Raw genomic sequence first — 19,187 nt, 5'->3', positions numbered from 1 at the left:
GTGAGGGGACGGGTTTAGTGGCAATCTGGCTTGAGCAGACGTCGACGGATTTCGAGGCGCGTTTTGCCGCCTTCCTGACGACGAAGCGCGAAGTGTCCGAGGACGTCAATACGGTGGTGCGTGCCATCATCGAGGATGTGCGCGCCCGCGGTGATGCGGCGCTCATCGACTATTCGAAGAAATTCGACCGGGTGGATCTGTCCGAGGTCGGCATGCGGGTGACCGATGCCGAGATCGAGGCTGCCTTTGCCGCGGTGGAACTTTCCGTCATCGATGCGCTGACGCTTGCCGCCGAACGGATCGAACGCCACCACGCCCGGCAGATGCCGAAGGACGATATCTACGAGGATGCGATCGGCGTCGGGCTCGGTTCCCGCTGGACGGCGATCGAAGCCGTTGGCCTCTACGTGCCGGGCGGCACGGCGAGCTATCCGAGTTCTGTCTTGATGAATGCCGTGCCGGCGCGCGTCGCGGGTGTGGAACGCGTCGTGATGGTCTGCCCGGCCTCCGGCGGCGCGCTCAATCCGGCGGTGCTGGTGGCAGCCAAGATTGCCGGTGTGAGCGAAATCTACCGGATCGGCGGCGCCCAGGCCGTCGCAGCACTGGCTTATGGCACCGAAACGATTGCGCCGGTCTATAAGATCGTCGGCCCCGGCAATGCCTATGTCGCCGCCGCCAAACGCCAGGTGTTCGGCACGGTCGGCATCGACATGATCGCCGGTCCTTCGGAAGTGCTGGTGATTGCGGACGCGGAAAACGACCCGGACTGGCTGGCCGCGGACCTTCTGGCGCAGGCCGAACATGATGCGGGCGCACAATCCATCCTGATCACCACCGACCGGACGCTCGGCGAAGCGGTGGAGGCGGCCGTCGAGCGCCAGTTGAAGACGTTGTCGCGCTCTCAGACCGCCGCCGACAGCTGGCGGGATTTCGGCGCCATCATTCTGGTGGAGAGCCTTCAAGCCTCGCTGCCGCTCGCCAACCGCATTGCCGCCGAGCATCTGGAACTGGCGGTGGCCGATCCGGATGCGCTTTTGCCCGGTATCCGCAATGCCGGCGCGATCTTCATCGGCCGCCACACGCCGGAAGTGATCGGCGATTATGTCGGTGGCTCGAACCATGTGCTGCCGACGGCGCGCTCCGCCCGCTTTTCCTCCGGTCTGTCGGTGCTCGATTTCGTCAAGCGCACCTCGATCCTGAGGCTCGGCCCCGACCAGCTGAACGAATTGGGGCCGGCGGCCATCACGCTTGCCCATTCGGAAGGGCTCGATGCGCATGCGAGGTCCGTCTCCATCCGTCTGAACCAGGGGCGATGAGTGATGGCCAAGGGCGACTTCCGGCTGTGCGACGTGGTGCTGGACGACAGCATCGGCCGCTCGACGCCGGATGTCGAACATGAGCGCGCGGTGGCGATCTTCGACCTGATCGAGGAAAACCGCTTCGAGCCGGTGGGCCACGAGGGCGGGCCCTACAAGCTCAACATCTCGCTGGTCGAACAAAAGCTCGTCTTTTCGATCACCACCGAGGCCGGCGAGGCGGTAGCCACACATATCCTGTCGCTCACACCCTTCCGGCGGATCATCAAGGACTACTTCATGATCTGCGAGAGCTATTACGAGGCGATCCGCTCCTCGACGCCCTCGCAGATCGAAGCGATCGACATGGGCCGCCGCGGCATTCACAATGACGGATCGGAAACGCTGCAGGAACGGCTGAAGGGCAAGATCGCGATCGATTTCGATACGGCCCGCCGGCTGTTCACGCTCGTTTGTGTGCTCTATTGGCGGGGTTGAGCATGGAGGAGGGGCCGGCCGTCGATCTGAAGATTGCCAAACCCGGCGCCATCCTCTTTATGTGCGGCATGAATGCCATCCGCTCGCCAATGGCGGAGGTCATTGCAAAACGGCTTTTGCCACCCGATATCTACATCCAGTCGGCGGGGGTCCGCGCCGGCGATCCCGATCCCTTCGTTGATGTCGTTTTGCAGGAAGTCGGTTTGTCGCGGCCGAAAAAACACCAGCCGCGCACCTTAGACGAACTCGAGGATGATTATTTCGATGTGATCGTCACCCTGTCGCCCGAGGCGCATCACCAGGCGCTGGAACTCACCCGGTCGAATGCGGTGGAGGTCATCTACTGGCCGACCTTCGATCCGACGGTGGAGACGGGGACACGCGACCAGGTTCTCGACGCCTATCGCCGGGTCCGCGACGAGTTGTGGCGGCGCATCGAGGAGCGTTTCGGGCGGGCCCGCCTGCAGGGGCCGCAGACCGTGTGAAATCCGCGTTCCGGCGCTGAAATCCGGGCGCTTCGGGGCCATGAAGAATCGGCGCAAAGCGAGGTTCACAAATGGGCGGCAAACGTGTAGTTTCCGCGCACTTTTGCAAGGTTCGGGCCAAACTTGGCCTTGAACCCCAATCAACCACAGAAAGACAAGCTCTAGATGGCGAAAGAAGAAGTCCTTGAATTCCCGGGCGTCGTGACGGAATTGCTGCCGAATGCAACATTCCGCGTCAAGCTCGAAAACGAACATGAAATCATTGCCCATACGGCCGGCCGCATGCGCAAGAACCGTATCCGCGTTCTGGCGGGCGACAAGGTTCTGGTGGAAATGACCCCTTACGACCTGACCAAGGGCCGTATCACCTACCGCTTCAAATAAGCGGCTGACCGAAAGCGGCCCTTGCATCTTCCGCAGGCGCGCCTTGATAGGGTAACTCCATGTCCCGGGATCAAAAGCTCATCCTGGCCTCCGGTTCGCCGCGGCGCCTTGATCTCCTCAATCAGGTGGGGATCAGGCCGGCGCGGCTGATGCCGATGGACATCGACGAGACGCCGAAGAAATCGGAACATCCGCGTTCTCTCGCCCGCCGCCTTTCGACGGAGAAGGCCGAGGCCGCGTATGGCGCGATCAGCGGTGATCTGGCCTGGCGCAACAGCTATATCCTGTCGGCCGACACGGTGGTGGCCGTTGGCCGCCGCATTTTGTCGAAAACCGAATATATGGAAGAGGCTTCGGCCGCGCTGCATCTTCTCTCCGGGCGCGGCCACTGGGTCTATACCGGTGTCTGCCTTGTGACACCGGGCGGGCAGTTTCGCCAGAAGGTGGTGGAAACCAAGGTGCGCTTCAAGCGCCTCTCGACGCGCGAGATCGAGGCCTATCTCGCCTCCGACCAGTGGCGCGGCAAGGCCGGCGCCTATGCCATCCAGGGCATTGCAGGAAGTTTTGTGCAAAAGCTCGTCGGCTCCTACAGCAATGTCGTGGGCCTGCCGCTTTACGAAACCGCGCTGCTTCTGAACGGCGAAGGCTTCGATGTCGCGGCCCATTGGGCCGAGGGCTGAAGCCATGGCAGGAGATCCGATATCCCCCGGCGCGAAGGTCGCGCCGCTGCGCAAGGCAAGGCCTTGCCCGGAATGCGGCAAACCCTCGCAGCGCGACCATTATCCCTTCTGTTCCGATCGTTGCCGCACGCTGGACCTGTCGCGCTGGCTGAACGGGTCCTATGCCATTCCGGTCGCCGATGACGAAGCAAAGGCTGACCCGGCGGACGACTGAGCAGCCGTATCGTTTGGCGCAAACAGGAGAATGAGAATGGCCGCATTGAGCGGCTTTTTCTTTTAAGACCAATGGCTTGGCGGCATTTTTCACAGGACTGTCAAAAAAGTTCTCAAAGCCGCTTGCCATGTCCGAACAAGATGTTATAACCCCGCTCGCTCCCGGGGACATACCCCGGCGGCCTTCCAGCGGAAGGCCGGAAGGCTTCCACAAAGCCGAGATGCCCGGATAGCTCAGTTGGTAGAGCAGCGGATTGAAAATCCGCGTGTCGGTGGTTCAAATCCGCCTCCGGGCACCATTTACATCTTCCTCACGTTGCTTTTTCGTTTCTTCGGTTGCGGCCCATTGGGGGATTGTCTAGCATTTGGCTGGGCGAGACTATCTTCTTTCTGCAGATGGGGCGGGACATGACGGCTGAGGCACACGGGGATCAGGGCAATCTGCATGCGGAGGCGCGTGGCGCAGACCCATGGGATATTATTCCCCGGAATTTCCATTTCAACATCCGGGCCAATCGGAAGCGGCACTGGCTCGGGGATGATGTGGTCAAGACCGTCCTCATTGACAACCTGTCGATTTTCCTTCCCGAAGGCGAACGCTTTTTCATCCGTTCGCTGAAGCACTACACACCGCATCTGGAGGACAGGGCGCTGGCGGCGGAGATCAACGGTTATGCCGTGCAGGAGGCATTCCACACGCGTGAGCATGAGGAATACAATCTTGCCATGAAGGATCTCGGTTATGATGTCGATCTGATGGAGAAGCCGGTCGGACCGTCGCTCGGCATGGTCAAGATCCCGCTGCATCGGGTCTTGGCGACCTGCGCCATCGAGCACCTGACGGCAACCTTTTCGACGCAGACGCTTCGCCATCCCGATGTGCTGGACGAGGCTGCTCCCGCCTATCGTCGCCTCTGGGTCTGGCATGCACTGGAGGAGTTGGAGCACAAGGCGGTTGCCTATGACGTGCTGATGGCGGCCACCAAGGGCATGCCGGGCTGGAAGCGTTATCTGATGCGCATCACGGCGATGAACGCCAATATCGTGTCCTTCCTCTACATCTTCTTACGCAACGTGCCGATCTATCTGCGCACGGACCGCATCAAGCCCGGCTTTCGCTTCTGGTTTCGCTTCTTCTGGTTGACGATGATCGCGCCCGGCTACTGGCGCCGATGCCTGCCGATGATTGCGTATTATTATTGGCCCTGGTTCAATCCGCGCAACAGTGACGATGCGGATCTCATTCGCCGCGGGCGCGAGTGGCTGGAAAAGGAGTTGGAAGGATACTCGCCGACCAAACAGGCCACGGCATGAAACGATCAATCGCATGACCAGCCGCGTCTTTTCCAAAGTTCTCGCCATCATGGATCATGGTGGCTTCCCCAAGGTGCAGAAATGGGTGTGGCGCAACATCTACAATCTGCTGTCGCGCTTCTGGCGTGACGCGGATTGGCGCTTCATGAACTACGGTTACATGGCCCCAGGCGATGTCTTCCCGCTCAAGCCGGAGGATGAGCCGGAGCGCACCTTCATCGGTCTTTACCAGCAAGCCGTTGCGGGCCTTCCAGTGTCCGGAGCGCGTGTGCTGGAAGTAGGCTCCGGGCGGGGTGGCGGGTCGCGTTATATTGCCCGCTATCATGACCCTGCTTCCGTGACCGGTCTCGATTATTCTCCGGCCACTGTGCGGTTGGCCCGTCGGCTGAATTCAGACGCGCCGGCCCTGTCCTTCCAGGTGGGCGATGCGGAAACCCTGCCGTTCGCCGACGGAGAGTTCGACATCGTCGTCAATATCGAATCCTCGCATTGTTACGGTAATGTGGAGGCCTTCGCGCGCGAGGTCGGACGGGTCACGGCGCCCGGCGGCTGGTTCACCTTCGCCGACATGCGCGGCCGCGGCGCGTTGGCAGAACTCGACCGGCAACTTGCGGCGACAGGCATGGAACTAGTGGAGACACGCGACATCTCCGCCAATGTCGTGGCGGCGCTCGATGCCGCCGAGGCCCGCAAGCGGCAGCGCATCGAACGGTCCTGGTTCCTGCGCCGCTTCATGAGTGAGTTTTCCGGCTCGCAGGGCTCGATGCTCTACAAGGGTCTCTCGGCCGGTCAGGTTGTTTATGTCGCGAAGCGCTATCGAAAGGCGCCCTGAAGATCCTTGCTGACGACTGGCGACATCAAGCCATCTGCCGATGCCGCTCGACGGTCGGTCGACGAGAGCGTTCTCTACCAATCAGAGGCCAGTCAGAGCGACGCTGAGATTTCATCGCGTAAATCGGCTCGTTATGGTGCGGGTCTCGAAAACAGTATTTTAAGATAAACGTAGGTCTTCTTTTAATATAATACAGTATCATGTTGTTCGTGTGCTCGCATTGTTTCGCTTGTTGCTTCAATGCACTCAATTGGCTACCGTCTTGCGGGGAATACTTTCTGCGGGGCGGGTGCTGCAATGACGACGGATTCAAATAAAGGCCGCTTGGAGGCGGAAGCCCGCAGCACGGATGACTGGGAGATTGTTCCACGCAATCTCCACTTCAACATCCGTGCAAACCGGAAACGGCACTGGCTTGCCGACGATGTGATCAAAACCCTGCTGATCGATGGGCTGTCGATCTTCCTGCCCGAAGGAGAACGGTTTTTTATCCGCTCCCTCAAACATTACTCGTCCCTTCTCGAAGATCGGGCGCTCGCGGCGGAGATCAACGGTTATGCCGTGCAGGAGGCGTTCCACACGCGCGAGCACGAGGAATACAACAGGGCGCTTGCCGAACTCGGTTACGATGTCCCGGCCATGGAAAAGCAGATCGATACCACGATGGCGATGATCAAGAATCCGGTGCACCGGGTGTTCTTGACCTGCGCCATCGAGCATGTCACGGCGACCTTGTCCGTGCAGACGCTCCGCCATGCCGACATCCTGAAGGGGGCCGCGCCAGCCTACAAGCGTCTTTGGATGTGGCATGCGCTTGAAGAGATCGAGCACAAGGCAGTTGCCTATGACGTACTGATGTCGGCCACCAAGGGCATGCCGGGCTGGAAGCGTTATCTGATGCGCATCACGGCGATGAACAGCACGATAGCCTTTTTCCTCTACATCTTCCTGCGCAACGTGCCCATTTATCTGCGCGCGGACGGCATCAAACCAGGCCTTCGTTTCTGGTGCCGCTTCTTCTGGCTGACGATGGTTGCCCCGGGGACCTGGCGCCGCTGCGTGCCAATGTTGGCAGGCTATTATCTTCCATGGTTCAATCCGCGCAACAGTGACGATGTCAATCTGGTTCGCCGCGGCCGGGAATGGCTGGAAAAGGAACTCGAAGGGTATTCCTCCGAAGCTGGCCCAGCCGTCAGGCCGTCGCCCGCATGACCAGCAAAACCTTCTCGGCGTTCATCGCCGTCATGGAAAACAGCGTTTCTCCCAAGGTGCAGAAATGGGTTTGGCGCAACATCTACAATCTGCTGTCGCGTTTCTGGCGCGATGCGGACTGGCGTTTCATGAACTACGGTTATGTGGCGGCCGGTGATGCCTTTCCGCTGAAGCCGGAGGATGAGCCGGAACGTGCCTTCATCGGACTCTATCAGCAGGCGGTGGAAGGGCTTCCTCTGGCCGGCGCACGCGTGCTGGAGGTTGGTTCCGGCCGGGGTGGCGGGTCGCGTTACATTGCCCGTTATCATGAACCGGCGTCTGTCACCGGTCTCGATTATTCGCCCTCCACCGTGCGGCTGGCGCGCCGGCTGAACGCCGATACGAAGACCGTTGCCTTCGAAACGGGCGATGCCGAACGGTTGCCATTTGCCGAGTCCAGTTTCGATATCGTCGTGAATATCGAATCGTCACATTGTTACGGCGATGTCGAGGCCTTTGCGCGTGAAGTTGGCCGGGTCACGAAACCCGGTGGCTGGTTCACTTTCGCCGACATGCGCGGCCGCAATGCGGTCGCCGAACTGGACGCCCAGCTTGCCGCGTCCGGAATGGAACTGGTGGACCACCGCGATATTACGGCAAATGTGGTCGCGGCGCTGGATGCCGCCGAAGAACGCAAACGCCAGCGCCTTCGCCGATCCTGGATCACGCGCCGGTTCATGAGCGAGTTTTCCGGCTCGCAAGGATCGGTACTCTACAAGGGTCTGACCAGCGGCCACGTCGTGTATGTGGCGCGGCGTTACCGCAAAAAGGGCTGATCGGGCCGCCGAGGCGCTTGTTCCCGCAGCCACGCCTCAATCCCCTGCGCGGCGGCCTTGCCGGTGGCGAAGCAGGCGGTGAGCAGGTAGCCGCCGGTGGGGGCTTCCCAGTCGAGCATTTCGCCGGCGCAGAAGAGGCCGGGGCGGGCTTTCAGCATGAAGCGGCTGTCGAGGGCAGAGAAGCGGATGCCGCCGGCGGACGAGATCGCCACGGAACGGCTTTGGACGTATGACCACGAACGGCCCAACATGGGCATTGGCGGCATTACACCCGCTCAGAAACTGAAAATGGCCGCCTGAATTCTACCGCTGAGCCCCGTTAAAACGGGGAGGATTACCATCCAGCACCATACGGATGGCACGGTTGCGAACTTCAGGTAAAAACTTGTTCGTTGTCTTGCTCATGATGGCTCCACGTTCTCAGAAGTTGGAGCCTCCGGCAAACCCGCCGCGGTTCTGTTGATCATTACAATTGTCATTTCAAACCGGGTTTTCGAAATAAAGGGCTCACTCTGCCCATCCAGACGTTCCAACTCGGGTGATAGAGGACGAGTTCGATGCAAATTCATATTCACGTCAGGCCAAGCGCTGGACATCGGCACCCTGCTCTAAAGCAATCCTTAAAATATTCTTGACATTTTGCGTAAATTAATGCAAAAATCCTTATTTAATTACGGATTTTCAATTTAACGGAAATAAAAATTGTGATGGTCACGAAGAAAAGGATGAAGAGCTATGGGTTCCTCTCTCAATGTCCTGGCTCCGGTCCGCTATCCTTCGATTTTCAATAGTCCAAGAGGATCACGCCACAATATAATACGACGTAGATTTATACCTATGAACTACCTGTCGCCCAAAATAGAAGGGGTGACACTGTTTCCCCCAACACTGAACAGAATCGACCTTATCCACGGTTTTAATCGTATACCCCTCAACCCCAAGCCTTTTATCATAGGATTTGAATCGCATCTTCCACGCGGTTTTGGAGTTGAACGCTCATCATTTTTTGCGTTTATGCGACGGCAATTGTTAAGCGAGCGGTGTAGAGCCATCATTCCTATTTCAGAATATGCAAAACGCACCTTTTTAGCGCAACACGAGGGAACACCCGAGCACTCTGACCTTGCGTCGAAACTGATTGTCAGAATGCCCTCGATTATCGTTCCACAAGAGCTGCCGGTAAAAGAGCAATTGCTGCAGCCCCTTCGTCTACTGTTTGTGGGGAATCACTTTGCGAGGAAGGGGGGCTGCGTTGCGTTACGCTTAGCGCAGATGGCCTTGGCAGCAAGGATTCCTTTGGAAGTAGAGATTATCTCCAAGCTGGAGGTCGGACGGGTCTCGTGGACGGACCCCCTAGACAGCGACTTCTTCGATCCATATCGACCACTCCTAGATCTGCCGAACGTGCACTATCGGGGCGCGCTGCCCAACCGTCAGGTAATTGAAAAAGTAAGATCGTGTCACTTCGTGTTGCTTCCCACCTTCGGAGACAGCTTCGGGTACAGTGCGATTGAAGCACTTGTTAATGGAACGCCTGTCATCGCAACAACGCAATGTGCCCTTCCAGAATTTATAAAAGACAACGAAAATGGCATCATGCTCGACCTTCCGTTAAACGAGAAGGGTGAGTGGATATATTTGAATAGCCCCTTACGAGGATCCAAAATATTCCACCGGATTCATGCCGAAGAGGTGAACCGGTTAGCGGAGGAATCGCTTTTGCGCCTCGAGAAAATTTTGAACGATCCGCAAAGATTTCACGCAATGTGCAACAACGCTCACGCAACAGCGGTCAAACATTTTGACTCCCGAATTCATGATGAGTTCTGGGATTCCCTTTACGAGGACGCGATTCTGAAACCGGTGACGGCTTATGCAAGCGAGAGTATTTAGCGGTAACCAACAAGCGGATCGCTCTATCGGTTTTAGCAGGCAACTGACCGGACGGCTCTTTGAGTTTCACCTCACGATCCACCCCGCCCACCCCGCGAAATCAGAAAACGGAAGATCTCTGGCGCGCGGCTTGCCGCTGTAAACATCCTTCATATGTCCGAACGCGGTGCGGCGATTGTTCAGTCACGCTCCCTTTTCCCGCAGCCACGCCTCAATCCCCTGCGCGGCAGCCTTGCCGGTGGCGAAGCAGGCGGTGAGCAGGTAGCCGCCGGTGGGGGCTTCCCAGTCGAGCATTTCGCCGGCGCAGAAGAGGCCGGGGCGGGCTTTCAGCATGAAGCGGCTGTCGAGGGCGTCGAGGCGGATGCCGCCGGCGGATGAGATCGCTTCGGTGATGGGGCGCGGGCGAAGGAGCGGCAGCGGCAGTGCCTTGATGGCGTGAGCGAGACGGGTCGGGTTCTGTTGGGTGCCGGGGTCCAGGCATTCGCGCAGCAGGGCCGCTTTCACGCCATCGAGACCGGCCGCCTTGCGCAGCCGGTTGGACAGGCTCATTTTCGTCGGCAGGCGGGTGAATTGTTCGGTGAGCCTTGCAGCATCGCGTCCCGGCGCAAGATCGAGCAGCAGGTGGGCCGTGCCGTCGGCTGTTAGTCTATCGCGAAGCGCGCCGGCATGGGCGTAGACGAGGCTGCCCTCGATGCCGTGCCGGCTGATGACGAATTCGCCCTGGCGGCTGCCGGCATCGGACGTGGCCACCACGGATTTGACCGGTTCGCCGGCAAAACGCTCTCGGAACGTCTCGCTCCAGGCCACGTCGAAACCGCAATTGGCCGGGCGGAAATCGGCGATGTCTATGCCCTTGTCGCGCAACGGTTTCACCCAGGCGGCATCGGAACCGAGCTTTGGCCAGCTGGCTCCGCCGAAGGCCAGCAGCGTGGCATCGGCATGGCAACGGATCTCGCCCTCCGGCGTCGCGATCACGCTCTCTCCAGCCTCGCCAAAACCGACAAACCGATGGCGTGGACGCAGCGACGCACCGAGATCGTTCAGCCGCTTCAGCCAGGCGCGCAACAGCGGCGAGGCCTTCATCACGGTCGGGAACACACGTCCCGATGAACCGACGAAGGTTTCCGTCCCGAGCGATGCGGCCCAGTTGCGCACATCTGTGGGGGTGAAGGCATCAAGGGCCGCCGCGAGACGGTCATTTGCCGCGCCGAACCGGGTGCGAAACAACGAAAAATCTTCGGAATGGGTGATGTTGAGGCCGGATTTGCCGGCCAGCAGGAATTTGCGGCCGAAGGTCGGCATGGCCTCGCAGACGGTGACGGCGTGGCCTGTGAGAGCAAGCGTTTCCGCTGCCATCAGGCCCGCGGGACCGCCGCCGAGGATGAGCACGGTGCGGTCCGTCATCGATGGGGCCGCCCGTCAGGGGGTGATGCCAATAGCAGGCATCGGGCGTACCGGCCGCTGAAGGCGCCGCCGGTCGCCGTCACGAATGGAGAGGGCCCGATCAGGCCAGCCATTGCTGCACATACGGCCACACTTCAACGAGGCCGTGGTAGACCATGTTGAAGGTCACGTAGACGATGACCGCAAGGCCGAGATAGGCGATCCAGCGATGCTTGTGCAGCAGGCGTGCGACGAGGTTTGCCGCCAGGCCCATCAGCGCGATGGAGACCACGAGGCCGATGACGAGCACGCTCGTGTGTTCCTGCGCGGCACCGGCAACCGCCAAGACGTTGTCGAGCGACATCGAGACATCGGCGACCACGATCTGCGTTGCCGCCTGCAGGAAGGTCTTGTTGACCTTGGTCATCTCGCGGTCGGCTTCGCTCAGCGCATCTTCGGCCTCATGTTCGGCCGCGCGCAGTTCCACCCACATTTTCCAGCACACCCAGCCGAGTAGCAGGCCGCCGAGCAACTGCAGGCCGACAATGCCCAGCAGATAGGCTGTGGCCGTTGCAAAGATGATGCGCAGAACGGTCGCGGCAATGATGCCGACAAGGATCGCCTTCTTGCGCTGTTCCGTCGGAAGGCCAGCTGCGGCGAGACCGATCACGATCGCATTGTCACCGGCCAGAACGAGATCGATCGCAATGACCTGAAAAAATGCTGCGAGGCCCGCAGCCGTGAAGATTTCCATGATGATGTTACCTCTGCCGCCATCGCTGTTGTCCCGCAGCGGATGGCACCCTCAACGTGAAGCGGAAATCGCTTTAACGCGTCGCTACAGGCACTGAGCGGCGATTGGCAAGTAGAATTTTTACCCGGCAGATGCCGTCATTTTGCAAGGCGTGCCTTGAGCGCCGTCAGGATGTATTGCGCGAGCTTTTCGTAGTCCTCGTCGAAATGATGCCCGCCCTCGATGCCGAGAACCTCCACGCCGGATGCGGCGAGATCCTTGCAGGCCTCCTCGTCATCCTCCGTGCCATAGATGCACTGCACCCGTGCCGAATCGATCTGCTTCAGATCGACCGTCGGATCGCCCCCGTCGCCGCTTCCCTGGCCCCCCAGCCAGCCGGTGACGGAGATCTCGAATTCCGCGGAATGCGACAAGCCAAGCAGGCTGATCAGCGAAACCTTGCTGCGATCGGCCTCCGGCAGGCGGTTGAACGTCGAGGGCAGGATGTCCGCACCGAAGGAATAACCGACGAGCATGACGTTCTTGACGTTCCACTGTTTGCGGTAGGTGCGGATGATGCGGCTGAGATCTGCAGCGGTCTGGTCCGGTGTCTTCTTCGACCAGAAATAGCGCAGAGCATCGACGCCGACCACCGGAACGCCGTCGGCCTGCAACACGGCGCCCACCTCGCTGTCGATGTCGCGCCAGCCGCCATCACCGGAAAAGATGATCGCCATCGTGTCGAGTTTCGGTTTGGCTTCCAGAATTGTCAGAGGCAGGCCGAGCGGCGCGTCGTCGCTGCCTGCCGCATCGAGCTGGTCCGACAGCGCGGCGATGAGGGCGTCGTTGGCGTTGCCGTCCGCATCCTCGATATCGATGTCCGGGTGTTTGGCCTCAAGGTCCTTCACATGCTGGCGGCTTTGCGCGCTTGCCTGCTTGGTGAAGAGCACGCTCGCCGAAGCCGGCAGCGGCCCACCGGTCAGGCCGTAGGCGATGCCGTCAGCGGTCTGTTCCTTGTCGGCAGGCGTGCACAGCACCTTCGCCAGCTTGATGGAGGCATCCGGATCGACCGCAATCACCTGGCCGATCGTGGCCGGCGGGCTTTGTGCCAGCATGCCGAGTACGAAGGCACCGCCGGAGCCAATGCCGGCAACGATCGGAGAGCGATAGCTGCCGCTTCCGAGCGAGCGCTGAACCTGCTGGGCAAGCGACTCGATGTCGGAGATCATATAGATGCAGTCATCCTCGTCCTTGTCGAGCGAGGCGATGTAGGAGGGAAGGTCGATGCCGATGACGAGGGCACCCTTGGCGGCAAGCGCCTTGGCCTGTGCCTCTTCCGTGGTGTTCCAGCCATCGGCATCGGACAACAGGAAGATGTTCGATTTCACCTTGCCATCCGGCCGGATGATGTGCGGCGAGGGGATCATGCCGGTATCGAACTGCGGTGCGGCCTGCTGCGCCTCAACGCCGGTCGAAACAAGCACAAGTGCAAGGCAGGCGGATGCGGCCGTCAGGAAGCGTCTCATTTGCCGACCACCCCACGCACACCACCGCTGATCAGCAGCGTCACGTCCATCAATGCCAGAACGACGCCGGTGCCGCCGGCGACCGCCAGATACCGCGGCTGCCAATCGGGATGGAACTTCGATTTGAAGGCCCGGAGGCCGCGGAAGTTGTAAAATCTTTCGCCGTGTTCGAACAAGGTGCTTCCTATACGATCCCAGACCGGGGCGATTTCCCGCTTCGACATGCCCGAAAGCGGCGCCATCCCGAGATTGAAACTCTGGTATCCGGCATTTTTCAGGTGATCCAGCAGGCTGACGAAGAGAAAGTCCATGGCCCCGCGCGGTGCGTCGGCCGAAAAGCGCATCAGGTCCACGCTGGCTTCCGCTTTGCTATCGGTGATGAAGAGCGTGGCGAAAGCGACGACCCGGTTATCCTTCCGCAGCACGGCAACCGGCAGGGAAGAGACATAGGCCTCCTCGAAGGCGCCGAGCGAAAATCCCTTTTCGCGGGTCTGGTGCTGGGCAAGCCAGCCATCGGAAACGGCCTTCAGATCCGGGATTGCTGCCGGAACGTCTGAAGGCTCGAGGATGGCAAAGGACATGCCTTCGCGGACGCCCTTGTTGAGCGCCTGCCTGAGGGCGGCAAGCCGGCTGCCCTTCAACTCGAAGCCTTTGAGGTCCACAAGCGCCATCTCGCCCAGTTTGAAGGCGCGAAGACCGGCATCGGCGCAGAAGGACAGAAGTGCCGGCGATACCTGATAGAGAACGGGTCGACCACCGGCGCCGCGGGCCTGTTCGACAAAACGCCAGATGAGTTCGCCGATCTCGCCCGGATCCCCCACCGGATCACCAAGCGCGATCCAGGAGCGGCCCTGAACGCCGTACATGATGAAGGTCCGGCCACTGTCGGAGAACATCACGCGTTTGTCGCCCATGCGCACCAGGTTCGCATCGGCATTGTCCTGGCCGTTGAGGATGGCAACAGCCTTGTCGATATCCTCCTGCGTCACCGCCGGAGGTTGGCGGAAAGCCGGGCGCAGCAGGCTGAAAATCGCAATCGCGACCGCAAAGATGGCTGCGCCCAGCAGTGCGCGAAGGCTGCGTGGTGCTTCGCCGCCGAATTCGAACTGCCACCAGAGCTGGCGGCTGTATTCCACATCGCGGTAAACGAAGAGGAGAATGGCCGCGGCACCCGCAAGGATCACCAGCATCGCCATCACCCAAGGCAGGCTCAGCACCTGGCTGAACAGGGAGGCGGGGCGGCGGAAGCGTTGTGCGTTGAGAAGCAGTGCCAGAATGAAGACGCCGAGGAAGGCCGCCTCGCCCAGCGCTATGGCGCGCAGGAAGGCGAAAACAAAGGCGAGACCGGCAGCCACAAGCGCCGCCCACCACGCACCGTCCAGACGTTGGGCAAGCCCGCGCGAGGCAATCACGAGTGCAAGGCCGAGCAGGCTCGACAGGAAGTGAGCGCCTTCGACCACCGGAAGCGGCAGGACATTCGAGAGGAAATCGAGTTCCGTATCGGGCGTCGGCGTCACGCTGGAAAAGATCAGCATGGTGCCGAGCAGAAGCGCGAAGGCGGATAGAAGCGGCGGCGAGATCCGGGCAGCCACCGTGCCGATATCGCCCGCGATCGGATGGCGGGCAAGCGCGCGGGCTTCCGACAGGACGATCATGATGATCGCGATGGTCAGCGGCAGGACGTAATAGACCAGGCGGAACAGGACGAGGCTGCCGAGCAGGCGATCCAGACCGACAGTATCGCCGAGCGCCCCGATGATGACCGCTTCGAAGACGCCGAGCCCGGCCGGCACATGGCTGAGAACCCCAAGCCCAATGGCCGCTGAAAAGATGGTGAAGAAGGACAGCCAGCCGATGCTGTTTTCGGGCAACAGCACATAAAGGACGGATGCCGAGACCGCGATGTCGAAGGCCGTGATCAGAAACTGTCGCGACGAGGTCAGTGTATCCGGCAGGCGGATGCGGATGCCGAGCACCTGGAAGGAACGCCCTTCGCGCCCGACGAACAGCAGGCCCGCCAGAAGCAGCAGGACGATAACGGCGCCTGTCCGAAGCCAGAGGGTATCGATGCCGACGATGTCGGACAGCCGGGGGGCGGCAATCAGCGCGGCGATGGAACTGACGGCAAGCAGGCCAAGACCGAAGGCGAAGGTGACGAAGGCGATGACCCGTGCGACATCCTCCGGCGAAAGCCCGAGGCGGCTATAGGCGCGAAACCGGATGGCACCTCCGCTGAGAGCCCCAAAACCCGCTGTATTGCCGATCGCATAGGCGCTGAACGCCGTGATGGCGACCGGCACCTTCGGCAGCTTGCGGCCGATATAATCGAGCGCGTTCAGGTCGTAATAGACGAGCGAAGCAAAGCTCAGCGCCGTGAACAGGACCGCAAGTCCGATGGCCGAAAGACTGGTATCTGCGAGGGCGATGACGACGTCATCATAACGGACCTCGTTGGTCAGCTTGTAGACCGCGATGGCCATGACGCCGAAAACGGCAAGCATGGCAATGGAGGCGAGATAGACCCGAAAACGGGCAAGCCGGGAGAAAAATGATGTCTTGTGCGCGGCGCTGTCGGTGTGGAGTTCTGTGTCTTGCATGTGTCACCTGGCGGATTGACCCGATATAGCCACATTCGGTGACAGATGTTCAACCAATCGGGCCGCATTCCCTCTCGCCTAAACTTGGTCAAAAGTGCGGCGGCACCACCGGCCGAACGTAAGGCTTGTATGTGCGGAACGAAGGGGAGCGATCATCGCGCGTCGGGCGTCACCGTCTTGCTGCCTGGAAGGGATATCGCTGCAGCCCCGCAGAAATTCTAAAGAAAGTCGTTCAAATTCGAACAGTTCTCGGCTTGTCGCATCAGGATGGCGCACTGCATCCGCTGCCTGGAACCACGCGATCATGCGATGCTGATCGCGGCAAAATGCTTCATTAGAGGATCGCGTTTCGGTTGCGTCGCCGCTCGCCCTCGGCCAGCGAGATGAGCGCAACGCTGAAAAAAATCGCCAGTGCGATCAAGGCCGCTGTTAAGTGCAGAACAATCATTGTCCTTTTCTCCGAAACATCATGCTCGACACTTGCAAGCCTAGTCTGTTCGACTTGCTTCAAGCTTGCGTCCAAGTTTTTGTCATTGGAGCTATTTCAGGATCTGCGAAATCTCTGAACCCGGGATCGATCATTAACCTTCAGGCAAGGAATTAACCATACAAATGATCCTAGACGGCGAGATGGGGTGATCCGTACAGATCCCTCTCAGGCATGAAGCCGATGCGTCGTACCGGTTTCAGTCCGGTATCTCTTCCATGAAATTCCAGGTTAGCGGCTGGGAAAGACCAACCGGAAGCCCGCTTTGCCGCACGGCGAGCCGAGGCTCCCGCTCGGCGTCCAGAGCGTCCTGTCACCGGTCTTCCTGTGTGAACGGTCAGCCGTTCGAGCGGAACCACCGGCAATGCATGAACGACCTGCAAGCAAATAAGCATTGCAGACCGTGACGAGGGGTTCACGCCGATCAAAGATCGGCACTTCACTGGGGACGGGCTTTGGCTCAAGACATACCAACGGATCAGGCGCGAAAGGCACAGGCAAGCAGCCTGCGTGACCGGCTTGCATTCGCGGGTCTCGATGCCGATTGCTGCGACCTTCTTCGACGTTTTCGTCCGGCTCTCGAAGGCCGGCTGAAGGAGGGATTGCGCGACTTCTTCCAGCGCCTGCAGTCCTCGCCGGATGCCATGCGGCATTTCGAAAGCGATCTTCAGATTGACCGCCTGCACGATCTGCAGACCTCTCACTGGAGCGTCCTGACCGATGCCCGTTTCGATGCGCTTTACGCCGAGCGGGTGAAGGTCCTGTCCGATGCCGAAAGCCGCATGGGGCTCGATCCCCGCTGGCATATCGCCGGACATGCCGTGATGCTCGAGAACCTGATCGGCTGTCTCATTGAACAACTGATGTCGAAGTCGTTGCTGACGGGTGGCCGAAAGCGCGACAAGGAACTGGCGGACGCGATCCAGGCGGTCATTCGCCTGGTCATGGTCGATCTCGAGATTGCGGTTTCCCTGCGCATCAACGAACTGAGACTGAAGCAACAGCGGGCTCTTGCCGCACAGCGCGACAGTGACCAGGCGGAGGCGAACAATCTGTTCGGGCCCGTCGCGGCCCGTCTCGCCGACAAGGATCTCTCCGTCCGTATCGGCGGCGATCGCCCGGACGTTTACGGCGAACTGTCGAGCCTTCTCGATCAGGCACTGGACGCGATGAGCAGCGCGCTTCAGTCCGTCGCTGATCGGCTGGTGGCGGCCGAGGGGCTGGCGCAGACCGTGGCGCAGACCGGGCGCGAACTCGCTTCCGAAATCGAACAGTATTCGGCGGATGTCTCGGACGCCGCCTCCCAGATTGCCGAGCTTGCGGCGCGCGTTCAGAACAGCGCCACCGAAGCAGCCGAGGCCGAGAAGGCCGTCGCCACTGCACGCCGTTCGGCGCAGGAGAGCGGCGAAGTGGTCGGCAAGGCGATCAGCGCAATGGCCGATATCGAGGAATCCGCCGAGAAGATCGGCCAGATCATCGGCGTCATCGACGAAATCGCCTTCCAGACCAACCTCCTTGCGCTGAATGCCGGCATTGAGGCGGCCCGTGCCGGTGATTCCGGACGTGGTTTTGCGGTGGTGGCCCAGGAAGTGCGCGCGCTTGCCCAGCGCTCCGCCGAAGCGGCGCGCGAGATCAAGCAGTTGGTCACGGGCACGAAATCGCAGGTGGATGCCGGCGTGAAGATGGTTCATCGCACGCAGGACGCCATTGGCGGCATCGTAAACCAGGTGGCCGGCATCAACGAGACGGTGGCCGACATTTCCCGCGCCACCGATGACCAGGCCCAGTCGCTGGCGCGGGTCGCGGGCAGCATCCAGTCGCTCGACGCGCGGATGCTGACGAGCGCGCAGAAGTCACGCGGACTGAGTGCCCAGTCGGACGAGTTGCGCACGGTGATCCTGGAGCTTGGCCGCACGGTGCGCGAATTCCGCATTGCGCGGGAACGGGCAGAGGCGCCGGTCTGGCAGGCCAAGCCGAAGACGCCGGAACTGCGGACGGAGGAAGTGTCCTCCGACCTGCCGGGGATTGCGGACGAGGGCGCGTTTTTCATGCCGGCTCAGCTGGCCGCATTGGGGCGGTGAGCATGGCGGGGAAAACGGGATTGAGCATGAAATTCGTTGCGTTTGGCCTTTGTGGCCGAAACGGCAATGCGAACCACGAGGATTGAAGGAATGGCAAGCACGACTGCAGAGACGGGAAGCCTGAAGCTGGTTTCGGTCCTGGACCTCAATGAGGCTTCCGTGTTGCACGGCCAACTGACGAACATGCGCGGCAAGGACCTGTCGATCGATGCCTCCGGCGTCGAGCGTGTCGGGGTCCAGTGCGTCCAGGTTCTGATGGCAGCCGCGAATGCCTGGGAGGAGGACAAGAAGAAGTTCGTGTTCGACAAGGTTTCGGACGCGTTCGGAAAGTCCATGCAGCTTATTGGCATCAACATAGATCATCTGCTCGCTAAGGAGATTCAGCAGTGAAGAAAAAGATATTGACCGTCGACGATTCCAGGACGATCCGGAACATGCTTCTGGTGACCCTGAACAACGCCGGCTACGAGACGATCCAGGCCGAAGACGGTGTGGAAGGTCTGGAAGTCCTCGAAGAATGCAACCCCGATGTCATCGTCACCGACATCAACATGCCGCGCCTCGATGGCTTCGGTTTTATCGAAGGGGTTCGCCGCAATGACCGTTATCGCGCCGTTCCGATCCTCGTCCTGACGACGGAAAGCGATGCGGAAAAGAAGAACCGTGCGCGCCAGGCCGGTGCCACCGGCTGGATCGTCAAGCCTTTCGATCCTGCAAAACTGATTGATGCGATCGAGCGTGTAACCGCCTGAACCGGGA

Annotated in this window: 18 protein-coding genes, 1 tRNA gene and 1 pseudogene; 15 read left to right on the top strand and 5 right to left on the bottom strand. The window is 60.3% G+C overall.

All coding sequences use genetic code 11. The features are described 5' to 3' along the window. Nucleotides 1–17 precede the first annotated feature (17 nt). The 11 genes from hisD to OU993_RS04525 all read left to right on the top strand — a co-directional run bounded on the left by hisD (nt 18) and on the right by OU993_RS04525 (nt 7,728). Nucleotides 18–1,316, top strand: coding sequence for a histidinol dehydrogenase (hisD, locus tag OU993_RS04575; RefSeq protein WP_268155061.1), 1,299 nt, complete (start codon nt 18–20; stop codon nt 1,314–1,316). Nucleotides 1,317–1,319: 3 nt separating this feature from the next. Then, a complete protein-coding gene (locus OU993_RS04570; protein WP_268155060.1) occupies nt 1,320–1,793 on the top strand; it encodes a UPF0262 family protein in 474 nt (157 codons plus the stop codon). Between the two features lie 2 nt (nt 1,794–1,795). Further along, nucleotides 1,796–2,278, top strand: a complete 483-nt coding sequence (locus OU993_RS04565; RefSeq protein ID WP_268155058.1) for an arsenate-mycothiol transferase ArsC — start codon at nt 1,796–1,798, stop codon at nt 2,276–2,278. Between the two features lie 165 nt (nt 2,279–2,443). Further along, entirely contained in the window at nt 2,444–2,662 is a 219-nt protein-coding gene (gene infA / locus OU993_RS04560; RefSeq protein WP_004435948.1) for a translation initiation factor IF-1, read from the top strand. A gap of 59 nt (nt 2,663–2,721) precedes the next feature. After that, nucleotides 2,722–3,342 carry a Maf-like protein gene (locus OU993_RS04555; protein WP_268155057.1) on the top strand — a complete coding sequence of 207 codons (621 nt, stop codon included), beginning with the start codon at nt 2,722–2,724 and terminating at the stop codon, nt 3,340–3,342. Nucleotides 3,343–3,346: 4 nt separating this feature from the next. Then, nucleotides 3,347–3,556 carry a DNA gyrase inhibitor YacG gene (gene yacG, locus OU993_RS04550; RefSeq protein ID WP_268155056.1) on the top strand — a complete coding sequence of 70 codons (210 nt, stop codon included), beginning with the start codon at nt 3,347–3,349 and terminating at the stop codon, nt 3,554–3,556. A gap of 222 nt (nt 3,557–3,778) precedes the next feature. Beyond that, nucleotides 3,779–3,854, top strand: a tRNA-Phe gene (locus OU993_RS04545). A 109-nt stretch (nt 3,855–3,963) separates the two neighbouring features. After that, entirely contained in the window at nt 3,964–4,869 is a 906-nt protein-coding gene (locus OU993_RS04540; RefSeq protein ID WP_268155055.1) for a metal-dependent hydrolase, read from the top strand. Between the two features lie 13 nt (nt 4,870–4,882). Continuing rightward, nucleotides 4,883–5,701, top strand: a complete 819-nt coding sequence (locus OU993_RS04535; protein ID WP_268155054.1) for a class I SAM-dependent methyltransferase — start codon at nt 4,883–4,885, stop codon at nt 5,699–5,701. A gap of 297 nt (nt 5,702–5,998) precedes the next feature. Continuing rightward, the gene (locus tag OU993_RS04530) at nt 5,999–6,913 is read left to right on the top strand and encodes a metal-dependent hydrolase (RefSeq protein ID WP_268155053.1); all 915 of its coding nucleotides are present in this window, start codon (nt 5,999–6,001) and stop codon (nt 6,911–6,913) included. Beyond that, nucleotides 6,910–7,728: a class I SAM-dependent methyltransferase gene (locus OU993_RS04525; RefSeq protein WP_268155052.1), complete on the top strand. Its 819-nt coding sequence runs from the start codon at nt 6,910–6,912 to the stop codon at nt 7,726–7,728. The genes OU993_RS04530 and OU993_RS04525 overlap by 4 nt, the downstream gene beginning before the upstream one ends. On the opposite strand, the pseudogene OU993_RS04520 reads toward OU993_RS04525, so the two are convergent. Further along, a pseudogene (locus OU993_RS04520) lies at nt 7,710–7,937 on the bottom strand (NAD(P)/FAD-dependent oxidoreductase); the annotation flags it as partial. The gene OU993_RS04525 and the pseudogene OU993_RS04520 sit on opposite strands and share 19 nt — an antisense overlap. A gap of 628 nt (nt 7,938–8,565) precedes the next feature. Here OU993_RS04520 and OU993_RS04515 point away from each other — a divergent pair. Further along, a complete protein-coding gene (locus OU993_RS04515; protein ID WP_268155051.1) occupies nt 8,566–9,621 on the top strand; it encodes a glycosyltransferase family 4 protein in 1,056 nt (351 codons plus the stop codon). 183 nt (nt 9,622–9,804) lie between these two features. Here the strand turns inward: OU993_RS04515 and OU993_RS04510 are convergent, their stop codons facing one another. The 4 genes from OU993_RS04510 to mprF all read right to left on the bottom strand — a co-directional run bounded on the left by OU993_RS04510 (nt 9,805) and on the right by mprF (nt 15,860). Continuing rightward, on the bottom strand, nt 9,805–11,025 hold the full coding sequence (locus OU993_RS04510; RefSeq protein ID WP_268155050.1) for a TIGR03862 family flavoprotein: 1,221 nt from the start codon (nt 11,023–11,025) through the stop codon (nt 9,805–9,807). A gap of 100 nt (nt 11,026–11,125) precedes the next feature. Beyond that, entirely contained in the window at nt 11,126–11,758 is a 633-nt protein-coding gene (locus tag OU993_RS04505) for a TerC family protein (RefSeq protein ID WP_268155048.1), read from the bottom strand. Between the two features lie 137 nt (nt 11,759–11,895). Then, the gene (locus tag OU993_RS04500) at nt 11,896–13,263 is read right to left on the bottom strand and encodes a virulence factor family protein (RefSeq protein ID WP_268155047.1); all 1,368 of its coding nucleotides are present in this window, start codon (nt 13,261–13,263) and stop codon (nt 11,896–11,898) included. Then, entirely contained in the window at nt 13,260–15,860 is a 2,601-nt protein-coding gene (gene mprF, locus OU993_RS04495; RefSeq protein ID WP_268155046.1) for a bifunctional lysylphosphatidylglycerol flippase/synthetase MprF, read from the bottom strand. Before mprF ends, OU993_RS04500 begins: the two co-directional genes overlap by 4 nt. A 942-nt stretch (nt 15,861–16,802) precedes the next feature. Between mprF and OU993_RS04490 the strand changes: the two genes are divergently transcribed. From OU993_RS04490 to OU993_RS04480, 3 genes are all read left to right on the top strand, one after another. Beyond that, nucleotides 16,803–18,428, top strand: a complete 1,626-nt coding sequence (locus OU993_RS04490; RefSeq protein WP_268155045.1) for a globin-coupled sensor protein — start codon at nt 16,803–16,805, stop codon at nt 18,426–18,428. Between the two features lie 90 nt (nt 18,429–18,518). After that, complete coding sequence (locus OU993_RS04485; protein ID WP_268155044.1) at nt 18,519–18,818, top strand: STAS domain-containing protein; 300 nt, start codon at nt 18,519–18,521, stop codon at nt 18,816–18,818. Continuing rightward, entirely contained in the window at nt 18,815–19,180 is a 366-nt protein-coding gene (locus tag OU993_RS04480) for a response regulator (RefSeq protein WP_165215639.1), read from the top strand. Before OU993_RS04485 ends, OU993_RS04480 begins: the two co-directional genes overlap by 4 nt. Nucleotides 19,181–19,187: the final 7 nt, after the last annotated feature.

It is taken from the genome of Rhizobium sp. SL86 (assembly GCF_026672545.1).
Classification (GTDB): Bacteria; Pseudomonadota; Alphaproteobacteria; order Rhizobiales; family Rhizobiaceae; genus Neorhizobium.
The sequence above is the reverse complement of the archived record's forward strand: the minus strand, read 5'-3'. Positions and strand labels throughout refer to the sequence as shown.

Coding starts and splice junctions, on each gene's coding strand:
- OU993_RS04570 (WP_268155060.1), top strand. CDS start 1,320: ATGGCCAAGGGCGACTTCCGGCTGTGCGACGTGGTGCTGGACGACAGC.
- OU993_RS04565 (WP_268155058.1), top strand. CDS start 1,796: ATGGAGGAGGGGCCGGCCGTCGATCTGAAGATTGCCAAACCCGGCGCC.
- infA (WP_004435948.1), top strand. CDS start 2,444: ATGGCGAAAGAAGAAGTCCTTGAATTCCCGGGCGTCGTGACGGAATTG.
- OU993_RS04555 (WP_268155057.1), top strand. CDS start 2,722: ATGTCCCGGGATCAAAAGCTCATCCTGGCCTCCGGTTCGCCGCGGCGC.
- yacG (WP_268155056.1), top strand. CDS start 3,347: ATGGCAGGAGATCCGATATCCCCCGGCGCGAAGGTCGCGCCGCTGCGC.
- OU993_RS04540 (WP_268155055.1), top strand. CDS start 3,964: ATGACGGCTGAGGCACACGGGGATCAGGGCAATCTGCATGCGGAGGCG.
- OU993_RS04535 (WP_268155054.1), top strand. CDS start 4,883: ATGACCAGCCGCGTCTTTTCCAAAGTTCTCGCCATCATGGATCATGGT.
- OU993_RS04530 (WP_268155053.1), top strand. CDS start 5,999: ATGACGACGGATTCAAATAAAGGCCGCTTGGAGGCGGAAGCCCGCAGC.
- OU993_RS04525 (WP_268155052.1), top strand. CDS start 6,910: ATGACCAGCAAAACCTTCTCGGCGTTCATCGCCGTCATGGAAAACAGC.
- OU993_RS04515 (WP_268155051.1), top strand. CDS start 8,566: ATGAACTACCTGTCGCCCAAAATAGAAGGGGTGACACTGTTTCCCCCA.
- OU993_RS04510 (WP_268155050.1), bottom strand. CDS start 11,025: ATGACGGACCGCACCGTGCTCATCCTCGGCGGCGGTCCCGCGGGCCTG.
- OU993_RS04505 (WP_268155048.1), bottom strand. CDS start 11,758: ATGGAAATCTTCACGGCTGCGGGCCTCGCAGCATTTTTTCAGGTCATT.
- OU993_RS04500 (WP_268155047.1), bottom strand. CDS start 13,263: ATGAGACGCTTCCTGACGGCCGCATCCGCCTGCCTTGCACTTGTGCTT.
- mprF (WP_268155046.1), bottom strand. CDS start 15,860: ATGCAAGACACAGAACTCCACACCGACAGCGCCGCGCACAAGACATCA.
- OU993_RS04485 (WP_268155044.1), top strand. CDS start 18,519: ATGGCAAGCACGACTGCAGAGACGGGAAGCCTGAAGCTGGTTTCGGTC.